Annotated in this window: 12 protein-coding genes and 2 tRNA genes; 10 read left to right on the top strand and 4 right to left on the bottom strand. The window is 44.6% G+C overall.

Translation table 11 applies throughout. The features are described from left to right. Nucleotides 1-90 precede the first annotated feature (90 nt). The 5 genes from OCV30_RS19730 to OCV30_RS19750 all read left to right on the top strand — a co-directional run bounded on the left by OCV30_RS19730 (nt 91) and on the right by OCV30_RS19750 (nt 7,725). A complete protein-coding gene (locus OCV30_RS19730; protein WP_065679956.1) occupies nt 91-1,533 on the top strand; it encodes a TolC family protein in 1,443 nt (480 codons plus the stop codon). A gap of 11 nt (nt 1,534-1,544) precedes the next feature. After that, nucleotides 1,545-3,287, top strand: a complete 1,743-nt coding sequence (locus tag OCV30_RS19735; protein ID WP_065679957.1) for an efflux RND transporter periplasmic adaptor subunit — start codon at nt 1,545-1,547, stop codon at nt 3,285-3,287. After that, a complete protein-coding gene (locus tag OCV30_RS19740; RefSeq protein ID WP_065679958.1) occupies nt 3,284-6,427 on the top strand; it encodes an efflux RND transporter permease subunit in 3,144 nt (1,047 codons plus the stop codon). The genes OCV30_RS19735 and OCV30_RS19740 overlap by 4 nt, the downstream gene beginning before the upstream one ends. A gap of 107 nt (nt 6,428-6,534) precedes the next feature. Beyond that, nucleotides 6,535-7,104: a copper-resistant cuproprotein CopI gene (copI, locus tag OCV30_RS19745; RefSeq protein WP_065679959.1), complete on the top strand. Its 570-nt coding sequence runs from the start codon at nt 6,535-6,537 to the stop codon at nt 7,102-7,104. 135 nt (nt 7,105-7,239) lie between these two features. Next, nucleotides 7,240-7,725: a hypothetical protein gene (locus OCV30_RS19750; protein ID WP_065679960.1), complete on the top strand. Its 486-nt coding sequence runs from the start codon at nt 7,240-7,242 to the stop codon at nt 7,723-7,725. 161 nt (nt 7,726-7,886) lie between these two features. On the opposite strand, the gene OCV30_RS19755 is transcribed toward OCV30_RS19750, so the two are convergent. The 3 genes from OCV30_RS19755 to OCV30_RS19765 form a co-directional block, all read right to left on the bottom strand. Then, nucleotides 7,887-8,144 carry a hypothetical protein gene (locus OCV30_RS19755; protein ID WP_016788617.1) on the bottom strand — a complete coding sequence of 86 codons (258 nt, stop codon included), beginning with the start codon at nt 8,142-8,144 and terminating at the stop codon, nt 7,887-7,889. 321 nt (nt 8,145-8,465) lie between these two features. Next, nucleotides 8,466-8,540: transfer RNA gene (locus OCV30_RS19760), tRNA-Gly, on the bottom strand. A 38-nt stretch (nt 8,541-8,578) separates the two neighbouring features. Then, nucleotides 8,579-8,653: transfer RNA gene (locus OCV30_RS19765), tRNA-Gly, on the bottom strand. A 511-nt stretch (nt 8,654-9,164) separates the two neighbouring features. Here OCV30_RS19765 and OCV30_RS19770 point away from each other — a divergent pair. The 5 genes from OCV30_RS19770 to OCV30_RS19790 all read left to right on the top strand — a co-directional run bounded on the left by OCV30_RS19770 (nt 9,165) and on the right by OCV30_RS19790 (nt 12,509). Continuing rightward, entirely contained in the window at nt 9,165-10,328 is a 1,164-nt protein-coding gene (locus OCV30_RS19770; RefSeq protein WP_065679961.1) for a threonine/serine exporter family protein, read from the top strand. A gap of 179 nt (nt 10,329-10,507) precedes the next feature. After that, nucleotides 10,508-10,846, top strand: coding sequence for a zinc ribbon domain-containing protein YjdM (locus OCV30_RS19775; protein WP_065679962.1), 339 nt, complete (start codon nt 10,508-10,510; stop codon nt 10,844-10,846). A 135-nt stretch (nt 10,847-10,981) separates the two neighbouring features. Beyond that, a complete protein-coding gene (locus OCV30_RS19780; RefSeq protein WP_065679963.1) occupies nt 10,982-11,404 on the top strand; it encodes an N-acetyltransferase in 423 nt (140 codons plus the stop codon). 47 nt (nt 11,405-11,451) lie between these two features. Then, nucleotides 11,452-11,946: a GNAT family N-acetyltransferase gene (locus OCV30_RS19785; protein WP_065679964.1), complete on the top strand. Its 495-nt coding sequence runs from the start codon at nt 11,452-11,454 to the stop codon at nt 11,944-11,946. A gap of 92 nt (nt 11,947-12,038) precedes the next feature. Continuing rightward, nucleotides 12,039-12,509, top strand: coding sequence for a GNAT family N-acetyltransferase (locus tag OCV30_RS19790; protein WP_065679965.1), 471 nt, complete (start codon nt 12,039-12,041; stop codon nt 12,507-12,509). 47 nt (nt 12,510-12,556) lie between these two features. On the opposite strand, the gene OCV30_RS19795 is transcribed toward OCV30_RS19790, so the two are convergent. Next, a complete protein-coding gene (locus OCV30_RS19795) occupies nt 12,557-13,666 on the bottom strand; it encodes a helix-turn-helix transcriptional regulator (RefSeq protein ID WP_065679966.1) in 1,110 nt (369 codons plus the stop codon). Nucleotides 13,667-13,676 lie beyond the last annotated feature (10 nt).

Consider the following 13,676-nt stretch of genomic DNA (forward strand, 5'->3'; position numbering starts at 1 on the left):
TAAAAATACAGCTCTATCAGTTAGATAAATCTGATAAGCCATTCTTTTTTATGCGCTAATTAGCGCTAGATATGGACATTCATTGTGAATATGAAACCAACAACCTCTGTGTTTGTCATGAACACGAGCTTAGTGGTTGCTGCTGCCTTGCCTATGGCCTTGTTTTCAAGTGCTACGCTCGCGGCTACCACGGCGTCAGCTTCAAATGCTCAACACATTTCAGCACATGACCAAGCAAGCTCGACGCAGCAACTCAATACACTGATTGAGATTGCTTTAAGCGAAGATGGAAATCGCAAACAGTACTTTGCTCAGTCTCAAGCGATGCGAGAAACGGGCATTGCCAGCTCGACCTTAATGGACCCGAAATTGAAAGTTGGATTTGGCGGTTTGCCTGTCGATAGCTTTCAATTCGACGAAGACCCGATGACCAATATATCGGTAGGGCTGATGCAGCAGTTTGAGCGTGGCGATACGCTTAACCTTCAACAGAAAAAGGCAGGCCAACAGGCAGATGCTTTAGCTTTGCAGGTGCAAGCAAGAGAATTGACGGTTGCGAATAGCATGACGCAGCTTTGGCTTGAGTTAGGTTATCAGCAAAAGGCTGAGTCGGTGATTCGTCAAAATCGTCGTTTGTTGGTTGAGCTTGAAAACTATGTACAAACCAATTACTCAATTGGTAAAAGTGAAGCTCAAGATCTGCTTAATGCTCAGCTTCAAGTGAGCAAGCTTGATGAGAAACTTCAGGCAAACCAGCAGGTTCAGCGCCGCTTAATCTCTCAGCTTTCTGAATGGTTGGGTTCTGATTGGCTAGGCTCTCAGGTTCTTGATTCTCAGGGTACACTGAATGCAACTAACCAAATCGATTGGTCGTTGTTGGAAAGCAAATTAGCGACCAATATCGATTCAACTAAGCACTACCAGCTACTGACTGACCATCCTTTGGTTAAGATCTCCGATGTCAGTATTGCCTCCAATCAAACTCAGGTTGAGTTAGCCGAGCAAGCTTATACCCCGCAGTTTGGGGTGGAAGTGATGTATGCACACCGTCAAGCCAATAACATGGCGGGTGAACCAGCTTCTGATCTTGTGAGTGCTTATCTGACAGTCGACATCCCGCTGTTTACAGGGAGCCGACAAGATAAAAACTTATCGGCTGCTCAGTATCAAGTTGGTGCGGCTAAATCTCAAAAAGACACCTTACTTTCCCAAATGAACGCGCAAGTCAACGCATTGCTGGTGGACAGATCAAATCTGATCCAGCGATTAGATCGCTATCAAACGTCCTTGCTTCCTCAAACCGCAGCACGAATCAGCGCGGTTGAGAGGGGCTATCAAAACAACACCGCCCAGTTTAACGATGTCATTTCAGCAACGACCGATGAGCTGGCGCTTCAGTTAGAGCAACAACGTTTGATCACCGATCTCAACATCGTTAACAGCAAACTGGCGGCGTTAGTCAGTGGCTTTGAATACCAAGTAAACCAACCACAACTCAGCTCAAGCGCAACTAAACACACAGCCAATCAATAAGGGAATAGACAATGAATACAGTAAAAGTAGCAACAATCGCTTTATTGGTCGGTGGTGCATTGGGTTTTTGTGTGAACCATTTTCTAATTAACCCAGCACACGACATGTCAGCAATGGCAACGAGTACAGACGCCGAAGTAAGTAAACAAACCAAGGATGAACCTCTGTACTGGGTGGCTCCGATGGACCCAAATTATCAGCGTGATAAGCCGGGCCAGTCACCAATGGGGATGGATCTTATCCCTGTATATGCTGACGATGTGAACGGCGGAGCCAAAGATAAGCCCGGTACCGTGTTCATTGATTCTTCGGTAGAAAATAACCTGGGTGTCAAAACAGCGAAAGTTAAGTTCGAAGCGCTGTCTCCTCGGATTGAAACCGTGGGTTATGTGGCGTTCGATGAAAGTACATTGTGGCAAACCAACGTAAGAGCAGCTGGTTGGGTTGAGAAGCTCTACATCAACGCTGTGGGTGAGAAGGTAAACAAAGGTGATGTGCTGTTCACGCTTTACTCGCCAGAGCTTGTAAAGGCACAAGAAGAGTTACTGAGTGCTTATAAAACGGGTCGCAAAGGATTGGTCAAGGGCTCTACTGAACGCTTGGTTACCTTAGGTGTAGATAAAGCGCAGATACGATCCATCGCTCGTAAAGGGAAAGCCTCGCAAACCATCGAAATCAAAGCGCCTGCGGATGGTGTCATCGCTAGCCTGAATATTCGAGAGGGTGGTTACCTTTCGCCTGCTCAAGCGGTAATCAGCGCAGGGCCTCTAAATGAAGTGTGGGTTGATGCTGAAGTCTTTGAACGCCAAGCACACTGGATCTCATCAGGCAGCAATGCCGAAATGACACTGGATGCGATTCCCGGTAAGGAGTGGCAGGGCAACGTAGATTATGTCTACCCAATTCTGGACCCGAAAACTCGAACCTTGCGCGTTCGTTTGAAGTTCTCTAACCCGCATGGCGAGCTTAAGCCGAACATGTTCGCCAATATTGCACTGAAACCGATCAGTGATGAATCTGTTCTTACTATCCCAAGATCGTCGGTGATTCATTCAGGTGGCATGACACGAGTTGTGCTGTCTGAAGGTGCTGGCAAATACCGTTCAGCGCGTATTGAGGTTGGTCGTGAAGCCGGCGAAAAAATAGAGGTGATTCAAGGGTTGCAGCAAGGTGAGGACATTGTCACTTCTGCACACTTCATGTTGGATTCTGAATCGAGTCAATCGGCTGATCTTTCACGCATTAATGGTGTTGAAGAAGAAGCTGAAACGGTGTGGGCGAACGGTGAAATTTCCGATGTGATGCAAGGCAGCCGTATGGTGACAATTAACCATCAGCCAGTCCCTGAATGGGATTGGCCGGGCATGGTGATGAATTTCACCTTTGCGGAAGGCTTAGACATGAGTGACGTGCAACGTGGTAAGGCAATTGACTTTGAGATGCGAAAGACAGAGTCAGGGCAGTACGAGGTTGTGGATTACAAGGTCAACAAACACAAGATCGCCGGCGAAGTTTGGGTAACGGGTGACATCACCATATTGATGTCAGATTTTGGCATGATCACTGTAAAGCATCAGCCAGTCCCTGAGTGGAATTGGAAAGCGGGTGAAATGAATTTCCAAGCCAGTGATGACCTTGATTTATCTGAGTTTGCCGAGGGTCAAACCATTCGGTTTCTAGTGGCGAAGCAAGGTTCTGATTATGTGCTCAAATCTCTCGAACCGACGAATAGCACGGGTGAGGGCACATTATGATCAATGCAATCATTCGTTGGTCCATCAGTAACCGATTCTTGGTTCTGATTGCCACGGTCGCCATCGTATTTGGTGGCTTATACAGTGTTAAAAATACACGTGTCGATGCCATTCCTGATTTGTCAGATGTTCAGGTAATCATCAAAACCAGTTATCCGGGTCAAGCCCCGCAGGTGGTCGAGGATCAGGTGACCTATCCATTAACCACCGCCATGTTAGCCGTTCCGGGTGCAGAAACGGTTCGTGGTTATTCGTTCTTTGGCGATTCCTACGTCTATATCATCTTCAATGATGATACTGATATGTACTGGGCACGTTCACGAGTGTTGGAGTACTTAAGCCAAGTTGCACCTAACTTGCCATCGAGTGCCAAGCCTACACTAGGGCCGGATGCAACTGGTGTGGGCTGGGTTTACAGCTACGTGTTGCAAGATAAAACCGGTCAGCACGACTTAGCGGAACTTCGTAGTTTGCAAGATTGGTTCTTGAAGTATGAGTTGCAAACCGTAGAAGGCGTGTCTGAAGTGGCGACCGTTGGCGGCATGGTGAAGCAGTATCAAGTACAGATTGATCCGGCCAAGTTACGTGCATATGACCTGACACTTCAGCAAGTTAACAAGGCAATCCAAGATGGTAATCAAGAAACAGGAGCGTCTGTTGTTGAGATTGCGGAAGCCGAGCATATGGTTCGTACCACCGGTTACCTGACAAGCATCGAAGACATTCAATCTCTGCCGCTAAAAGTGACTGACAAAGGTACTTCGCTGTTACTGGGCGACATTGCTGACATTAACCTTGGCCCGCAAATGCGTCGTGGTATCTCTGAACTCAATGGTGAGGGTGAAGCGGTTGGCGGCGTTATTGTGATGCGCTTTGGTGAAAATGCCAGTGAAGTGATCGACTCGGTTAAAACCAAGCTTGCTGAACTGCAAGCTGGCTTACCGGATGGTGTCGAGATTGTCGCAACTTATGACCGTTCGACTTTGATTGATTCAGCCGTTGAAAACCTTTGGAAGAAGCTGGCTGAAGAGTTCATCGTGGTCGCCGTGGTGTGTGCGCTGTTCTTGTTCCATATCCGCTCGTCGTTGGTTATCGCGCTAAGTCTGCCTGTCGGTATCTTAGGCGCATTCATCGTTATGCATTGGCAGGGTATTAACGCCAACATTATGTCTCTTGGCGGGATCGCGATTGCGATTGGCGCCATGGTGGATGGTGCCATAGTGATGATTGAGAACGTTCATAAACACATTGAACGGACTCCGCTCACTGACAAAAACCGTTGGCAGGTGATTGGTAAGGCAGCAGAAGAAGTCGGCGCACCACTGTTCTTCTCCCTGATTATCATTACCTTGAGTTTTGTGCCTGTGTTCGCGCTAGAAGGGCAAGAGGGCAAGATGTTCTCGCCACTTGCGTTTACCAAGACGTATGCAATGGCCGCTGCAGCCGGTTTGGCTATCACGCTTGTGCCTGTGCTAATGGGTTACTTCATTCGCGGTAACGTGTTGCCTGAACACAAAAACCCAGTCAACCGCAGCCTAGTGGCGATGTATAAACCGCTTCTAAACCTCAGCCTAAAATATCCCAAGGTGATGATTGTTATCGCACTTGGCTTAATGGCGTCTGCTTATTACCCAACCAGTAAGCTTGGCAGCGAGTTCATCCCTCCTTTGGACGAAGGGGATTTGATGTACATGCCAACCACGTATCCGGGCATCTCAATAGGTAAGGCTCGTGAGTTGTTGCAACAAACCAACAAGCCCATCAAAACCATTCCAGAAGTCGAAACCACGTGGGGCAAAATTGGTCGAGCAGAGACGGCAACCGATCCTGCGCCACTGACCATGATTGAAACGGTTATTCAGCTTAAACCGCGAGAACAGTGGCGTGACGGTGTCACTACGGAGTCTCTGCGTAAAGAGTTTGATGATCTGATTCAATTCCCCGGTTTGACCAACGCTTGGGTCATGCCAATCAAAACACGTATCGACATGTTGGCGACGGGTATTAAAACGCCAATTGGTATCAAAATCGCAGGCCCAGATCTGAGCGTGATTGAGGATATTGGCTCTCAACTTGAACCCATCCTCAATAGCTTGAGTGGTACTGCTTCTGTCTACGCTGAGCGTGTTGCGGGTGGTCGTTATGTGACGATAGACATCAAGCGCCGCTCTGCTGCTCGTTACGGATTAAGCATCAAAGAGGTTCAGCAGGTTATTTCGACCGCAGTTGGCGGTATGAATGTCGGCGAAACGGTAGAAGGGCTAGAGCGTTATCCAATCAATGTCCGTTATCCGCAAAGCTATCGTGATTCTGTCGTTAAGTTGCAGAACCTGCCGTTAGTGACACCAAACGGAGCGCGAATTGCTTTGTCTGATGTTGCAGATATTCGCTATGAAGATGGACCACCAATGATTAAGACGGAGAACGCGCGTCCTAATGGCTGGGTGTTCGTTGACATCGAAGGTCGCGACCTTGGTTCTTATGTGGCAGAGGCGCAAAAAGTCGTTACAGATAAAATCGTCTTGCCTGCTGGATATTCATTGGCGTGGTCTGGTCAATACGAATACATGGAGCGCGCCAAAGAACGTTTAAGTGTCGTTGTGCCAATCACCATCGCCATCATCATGTTGTTGCTCTACCTCAGCTTCCGCCGCGTTGGTGAGGTGATGATGATCATGCTGACGTTGCCACTCGCAATGGTTGGTGGTTTATGGCTGATGCATGTCCTCAATTACAACTTCTCCATTGCAGTGGGGGTGGGCTTTATCGCCCTTGCCGGGGTAGCTGTTGAGATAGGTGTGATCATGTTGGTCTACCTAAATCAAGCATGGCACTACAAGAAGTTGGATGCGGAGCAGAACCAGAAAGCACTTCAGCGTGAAGACCTAACGGATGCTATTCGTGAGGGCGCAGGACTGCGTGTTCGCCCAGTTATGATGACAGTACTTACGGTGATTATTGGCCTCATTCCAATTATGTATGGCGAGGGTACGGGCTCTGAAGTGATGCAGCGAATTGCTGCGCCGATGATAGGCGGAATGGCGTCTGCACTATTGCTTACCCTACTGGTGTTGCCTGCAATCTTTAAGCTCTGGAAACAGCGTGAGATTACGCATAGCCAAAACGAACCAAACAAATAACGTATTGATTATTAGCCCTTACTGACCAAAAACAGAGTGAGTAAGGGCGTACCACATGAACATGTGAAACTAACAAATAAATAACTGAATTAATCTAAGGAACGATCATGAAAAAGACACTTATTGCGATTGCACTGACGTTAACTACTTCAACGGCTTTTGCTGAAATGGACCACTCAAATATGGACCACTCAAATATGGATCACTCGATGATGAAGAGTGGAGAGATGGATCATTCAAAAATGGATCACAGCATGATGAAGGATGGAAAGATGGACCATTCAATGATGAATATGGAAGGCATGTCTGAAGTGGGTATGCCTGCGACAGGCGCAAAGCCGGATAAAGTGGTTCATGTTCTGCTAAGTGACGATATGAAAATCACATTTAAGAATAAGATTGATATTGAGCCGAACGACGTGGTGCAGTTCGTTGTGATGAACACAGGCAAGATAGATCACGAATTCTCGATTGGTTCTGCTTCAGAGCAATTAGAGCACCGTGAAATGATGAAAAGCATGGGTAACCACGCTCATGACTCAGGCAGTACAGTGACGGTAAAGCCCGGTAAAGCGAAGCAATTGCTATGGCATTTTCATGGCGACAACAACGTAGAGTTTGCGTGCAATATCCAAGGTCATGCTGAAGCGGGTATGCTGAAAAAAATTGAGTTGTAGTATCGATTAATAAAGCGCACCAGACTTATATTGATTAGTTTGGTGCGTTTTCTTGTTTTTCTCGTATTAGACGATTAAGTTTAATAGGTAAATAGAAAAAATTTTCAGTTAGAACAAGTAAGTAGGAGTTTAAGGATGAACAAAACAGTACTCGTCGTTGCCGTATCAAGTGCTTTACTATCATGGTCTAATTACAGCATTGCTGCTAAACCTGAGTGGGCTGGTAAAGGTAAGCCCAATTTAGAAGAAGTCAAAACGTTCGCTGAGGCAAAAAAAGTTGAAGGCGAAATTAACGATCGTGAGAAGCAGCTTGATTCAATGATCGAAGAGAAAAAGAAGAAAGCCAAAAAAAGTAAGAATAAAAAAGATAAGCAGAAGCTAGATAAAGAGCTCGACGATTTGGAAGACGAGAAAGAAGCCCTCGAAGAGAGTAAAGAGAAGCTCAAGGATAAGAAAGAAAAGCTTAAAGATGATATGGATAATGACGAAGCAAAGTCGGGATTAGAAAAGCAGAAAGACAAGAAAGCGGAACAAGAGCGTAAAGAAGAAGGAAAAGGGTCAGAGAAAGGCCAACAGCAGCGTGAAGAAAACAGCAAAAAGTGGTGGAACTTCTGGGAGTAATGCGAGGGTCTTACATCACCAATTCATTTCAACCTATCAGCACAGCTTTGTGTGACCGCTAAGTCATTGGTTAAACATTGTGACCAGTTAAAGATAAGTCTCAACCTGTTCAGGAATACATGAACTAACTTGTATTGGCTGAGGCTTATCTGTAGTTAGAATCACTGTAGCAAGATAGAAGTTTCAAGCAGGTGGTGTGCCTCGCCGCTCAGGTGTGGTAGTTCTGACATGATCTTCTTAAGTTTGTCGTCGATTGATTCCACTTCATTCAAAGAACGAAACGCAAGCACGGCCTGTTCTGGTTCGCTGCTCACATAACCTTTCAACGTATTAAGCTGAATCTTGTTCGCATTTTCGACTTTTGACAGTGCAACATTGATTGCTTCGATGTTTATTGTTAACTCATTGCTTTTAAACATTTTTAATTATTTTTGGTTGTTGCTAATGCGCGCACATTAACACAACTGTTTTTTCGGATATTGACCAAGATTATTAAATTGGAACAATTTTGAAAATCGTTCAAAGCTAGACTGCAATATGTGATGGGAAAGGTTTAAGAAATTCGAAGCGATTTATGGAGTTAATAGCGCTAGCTGCTTAATTAACGTTGGTTGATCAATCTAGACTTAACAAAATAGGCTTAAGCTATATGGATTAATGCTTATAGATTTAACGAACGGAGAAGTTTTCTGAATAGGGTGTCGCTGGTGGAAAGCACGTCATGGAGCTTAAGGAGAAGTTGGAGCGTGCAGCGGGAATCGAACCCGCATCATCAGCTTGGAAGGCTGAGGTAATAGCCATTATACGATGCACGCACACTGTCTTAAGAGTAAGACTGAGGCATCAAGAAGACTGGAGCGTACAGCGGGAATCGAACCCGCATCATCAGCTTGGAAGGCTGAGGTAATAGCCATTATACGATGTACGCACATCGTCTTAACGAGTTTGATAATGCCACATCTAACTGAAAACGAAACCTTTTTCTTTCATTTTTATTCTAAGTGCTCGCATAACCACCACTCCGCTAGTTTTTCCATCATGTTCGACGTTTTCAGAATGAATAAAATGTGACTAAACTCTCGTTAAGCATAGGGCGAGAAACAACAAAGAGCCTTCTCCAATGTCTAGGATAAACTCAGTTTGATTTAGAAACCTAGTTAGTGGTGTGCCTCATAACTAATACAGGCTATTTGACTGTTAACATAAACTGATTTCCATGCGTATTGTGACGCTCATTAATAACAATCCGGATGCATGATATTAACTTGGCAAGCCGTCAAAGCATTCACCAAGTCAATCTCAAACCAGTGGCATTATAGACTTATCAAAGTGTTCGAAGGGAAAAGTAACTAATTTAGTTGATAATTCGTGCAAAACTCTCGTCATTACGTCTATCGTTTGGTACATTTGCCGCACATTTTGTCTCCCCAAAAATTCCCATGCCTTCTCAGTTCCGAATTAACAAAATTGTTGAAATTGGTGACACTCTTCATCGCAGTGGTTGTGCTCCTTACAAGCTAGAGAAATACACCCAATTCTATGCAAAAAAGCATGGTGTTGATGTGATGATCCAAGCAACGCCAACCGCGATTAATTATCAATTTCCAGACGATAACAACGCCGTTATTCTTAAACGTCTAAAGCCCGCTTCGATTAACTTGAGTTTGTTGGCCAATACCATCATTCGTATTAACCAACCGAGCAGTGAGCCTGTGCCAGAGCCTGTCGGTTACTCTAAACTTGTGACGGCACTGGCCAATATGGGTATTCCGCCAGCGTATCTGATGCTTATTGGCAGTACGTTAGAAGCGGTTGGCTTTTCTGCGTTACTGGGTCTGATGGTTTGGGTATGCCAGCAAGTTCTTCATTCACGTCGCGCAATAGCGGTTGAATTCATTTCAGCATTATTGACGGGAGTCTTTGTGGCATTTTTGGCAAGCACAGGGTTGCCGATCCCAGTATGGGCGTTATGTATCGCTTCGATCGTCTTGTTTGTCCCCGGGTTATCCATAGCCAACGCACTAGAATGTTTGGCGTTTAATGATCTCGTCTCTGGTACCAGTTTGTTAGGGCAGAGTGCATTAACCCTGATAAAGCTGTTTGTCGGGATTATTATGGGGCTCAACATTGGTGAAGCGATATGGGGACAAGCGGTCTCCATTGACTATACGAATGCGGTTCCGACATGGATGCACATATCTGGTTTGGTGTTGATCTCGGTGTCGATTGGTGTGATGTTCAATGCGCGTCCTAAAGACATCTTGCTTGGCTTGCCAGTGGCGGTTCTGGGTATGTGGGGGCCGTTTTACCTCGGTTTTGATAGTGGTTGGGTTGTGGGTACTTGGGTAACCACGGTTCTTATTACTCTGTACGGAACTTGGATTGCCAAGAAGATGGAGCTCACAGGCTCTATTTATATCGTGCAAGGGATCATCATTTTGGTTCCTGGTAGCCGAGTATTAGTGAGTGCCAGCCAGTCGGTGTTTGAACAATCTATTTTGCCTATTCCAAGTATTGGTTTGTCGGCGTTATTCATGTTCTCTGCAATTGTGGCAGGGCAAATCACCGCTTACTCGATTTATTCGCCAAAAGTCGAACGTTAATCGGTTCCGCTTCCTAGGCCTTTAAACAAACACAGCTTAATGGCTGTGTTTGTTCGTTTTAGGTGCTGTTCTTTTCAACGTTAAGTTACGCTACCGAAAATTGGTTCGATTTGTGCTCGCTAAGCCTAACAAGAGTCATTAAAATGGGGACAAATTCTATTTAAATGAAGTATTAGCGTATGTCTTTACCTCCTTGTCCGCAATGCCAATCTGAATATGTCTACCCAGACCAAAACAACCTAGTCTGCCCTGAGTGTGCCTATGAATGGAACCCAGAAGAAGAGCGTTTAGAAAGAGAAGCTGCACGTGTAAAGGACGTTAATGGCGCAGTGTTAGATACCGGTGATAAAGTCACCTTCATTAAAGATTTAAAAGTGAAAGGCAGCTCTAGCGTACTGAAAATCGGTACCAAAGCGGTAATAAGAAGAATCAATGAAGGCAAAGATCACCAGCTAGATTGTAAGCTTGATGGTGGCGGTGAAATGCTCGTTACGGCGAAGTACGTTAAGAAGCAATAGCGGCCAATGGTATTGACCTATCATTGCCGTTCAATAATTCTGACTGAGACATTGTCGTAAATCTTCAATAACTTTACGTAGCTTCTCGGCATACTGGTTCGCCTATTAAACAGCATTAATTGCCTGAGAATTAAAATGATTAGAGAGTACAACCCAACCGATATTGAAGCCGTTTTAGATATTTGGTTAACCGCCTCGATCAAGGCGCATGACTTTGTGGTTCCTGAGTTTTGGGAGTCGCAAGTGGCTAAAATGCGCGACCTATATATTCCTGCATCAACAACTTACGTGTATCAAGTAGACGGTGAGGTTCGTGGCTTTTATTCGCTTTATGAAGGGATCTTAGCGGCGATCTTTGTCAGTACAGAACATCAAGGCAGTGGTATTGGTAAGCAGCTTATTCATCACGCGAAGCTTGAATGCCCGAACTTGTCATTGAATGTGTATAAAGAGAACCAAGCGACGATTCAATTCTACTTGTCCCAAGGATTTTCTATTGTGAGTGAACAAGTTGATGAACATACAGGGTATCAAGAATACACCATGCACTTAGCTTAGACTTGATAGCTCAACCCGAAAGAGCAGTAACTAGGAATCGAAACTATATGGACATGGTCAAAGCTGATATTTCGCACTCAAGAGCCTTTTATCATTATGTGAATGCTTGCTCTGAGGATGGGTTAGATATTTATACGGGCATTTCTGACAGTAGTGATACGTATTTAAAAAGGCGAGTCGCTTATTCAAAAGGTGAGGAACTGCCAGAAGGTTGGACGCCTGCTTCTACGTATTTTTGTATCGACTATGGTCAAATTCTTGGTGTGATAAGAGTTCGTCATGGTACCAGTGAATACATTCATAACGTTATCGGCCACATAGGCTACGAGACTTTGCCACAAGCGAGAGGGCAAGGTATCGCTAGTCATATGTTGTCTTGGGTTCAACGCCACGTACTGACCGAAAACGCTATAATTACTTGTGAGATAGGCAATATTGCTTCGCAAAAGGTCATTGAGAAGTGCGGTGGACAATTCTTGAATACCTTTTACTCGGAACAAGATAAACACGAAGTCTTACGTTACCAACTAGAACCAAAATGAACATTTAACCGTGGTATTTTTGGTTGTGTCGGGGGCTCTGAATTCCGGCTTAAACGAAAATGAAACCATAGCCAATTATTGTTGGAGATATTTTGAAGTATTCGACAAGACCCGCTCAGTCATCAGATTATGAATTTCTGTTCGAGCTAAAAAAGGCGGCTGAATTTGAGCCAATCAAAGCTGTTTTTGGCTGGGATGAGCAAATTCAACGAGATATACACGCCGAAGAGTGGGCTGAAGAACGGCCCGAGATCATTGAATATCACGGCAAAGCGATTGGTAGTGTTTTGCTGCAAGATAAAGGCGACCACTTCTATTTTTGCCGATTCTTCTTGCTGCCTGAGTATCATGGAAAGGGAATTGGTAGCCAAGTACTGAAAGACTTCTTAACTAAAGCTGATTGCTTAACCAAGGCTGATAGCCTCAATAAGCCTGTCGAACTATGCTATTTACAAGGCAATCGAGTTGGAGATTTGTATCTGAGGTTTGGATTTGAAATTACTTCGCAGAATGACCAGTTTGTTTATATGTGGCGATCACCTGGCCAACATAGCGGATGTTAAATCTAGCCTTTTAAAGTTATAGAACGGATAGTTTTATATCAATGTAACTAAGTCTTAATCGCTATATCTTGTGGCGGCACACCGAAGGTTTTCTTAAAAGCATTGGTGAAATTAGAAGGGTGCTGATAACCCGCTTCATAGGCGGCCTCGGTGATTGAAACCAACCCTCGTTCTAAATGCTGGCGTGCGATCTCTAATCGTCTCAAACGGATGTAACCGTTGATTGTCATGTTGTATGACTGCTTAAAACGCCTTTGAATATTAGATACACTCATCGAAAAGTGCTCCGCAAGCATTTTTAGGCTCAGCTCTTGGTCGAGATGAATTTCAATAAAGCAGATTACAGCCTCAATTCGTTCGTCATAACTTTGATGTTCAATGTTAGTTGCACGTGTCGCTGGTTTTGTTACTTTTGGTTTAGTTTGGTAAGCCAGACAGCAAGTTTGTGGTAGTTGATGCATCGAATTCTCAAGGATCTGTTGAGTTAAGGATTCTATATGTAACTTCTGATGGAAGTTATTGGGTGAAGAGCAAGTCGTCAATTCTTGTGTAAGCTTCCAGATTTCTTCTGTCACTTCTAATTGGAAGTTGGCATTATGTGTATTGATGAAGTTTCGGCATGTACACCCTTCGGTCACTCGAGATTCGAACCATTTTGGTTTAACTAAAATATTAATTTTATTGAGCTGATTATTTGCAGCCAGCACTCGGCGGAAGTTAGCAGGTTTGGTAAGGTTGACCACCACGCCTTGGGGTTGATGAGTGGCATCGAGATTGAATTCGAGATTATCGTAACCAAATGACAGCCTACCTTCCAAAAGAATGGTGATCAGAACTGACGCGTGAGCGGTAGAGATTATCTTGGTATCGACGAGCTCAACACAGCGGCTACCGTGGATAAATATTAGTTCATTATATTGATAAGAAAGAAATTGACCCTCAGCCAATGATGTCTGTGTCGTTTGACCTTGTGTGACAATAATCTGCTTTTCTGTTTGCTCCAATTTTTTAGTCAGAGTGACTTTGCCAATTTTAGCCCGTTTAGACGTTACTTCACTCATTTGACCGTTCCTCATAACAGCTGTGCGTTTTTGCATAAGAAAATCATCTGTGCATTTATAGGTTACAACTCTATCATGATTGATAATTATTATCATTTGTATCTAG

The sequence above is a fragment of the Vibrio atlanticus genome (assembly GCF_024347315.1).
In the GTDB taxonomy this organism is placed as follows: Bacteria; Pseudomonadota; Gammaproteobacteria; order Enterobacterales; family Vibrionaceae; genus Vibrio; species Vibrio atlanticus.

Coding starts and splice junctions, on each gene's coding strand:
- OCV30_RS19730 (WP_065679956.1), top strand. CDS start 91: ATGAAACCAACAACCTCTGTGTTTGTCATGAACACGAGCTTAGTGGTT.
- OCV30_RS19735 (WP_065679957.1), top strand. CDS start 1,545: ATGAATACAGTAAAAGTAGCAACAATCGCTTTATTGGTCGGTGGTGCA.
- OCV30_RS19740 (WP_065679958.1), top strand. CDS start 3,284: ATGATCAATGCAATCATTCGTTGGTCCATCAGTAACCGATTCTTGGTT.
- copI (WP_065679959.1), top strand. CDS start 6,535: ATGAAAAAGACACTTATTGCGATTGCACTGACGTTAACTACTTCAACG.
- OCV30_RS19750 (WP_065679960.1), top strand. CDS start 7,240: ATGAACAAAACAGTACTCGTCGTTGCCGTATCAAGTGCTTTACTATCA.
- OCV30_RS19755 (WP_016788617.1), bottom strand. CDS start 8,144: ATGTTTAAAAGCAATGAGTTAACAATAAACATCGAAGCAATCAATGTT.
- OCV30_RS19770 (WP_065679961.1), top strand. CDS start 9,165: ATGCCTTCTCAGTTCCGAATTAACAAAATTGTTGAAATTGGTGACACT.
- OCV30_RS19775 (WP_065679962.1), top strand. CDS start 10,508: ATGTCTTTACCTCCTTGTCCGCAATGCCAATCTGAATATGTCTACCCA.
- OCV30_RS19780 (WP_065679963.1), top strand. CDS start 10,982: ATGATTAGAGAGTACAACCCAACCGATATTGAAGCCGTTTTAGATATT.
- OCV30_RS19785 (WP_065679964.1), top strand. CDS start 11,452: ATGGACATGGTCAAAGCTGATATTTCGCACTCAAGAGCCTTTTATCAT.
- OCV30_RS19795 (WP_065679966.1), bottom strand. CDS start 13,666: ATGATAATAATTATCAATCATGATAGAGTTGTAACCTATAAATGCACA.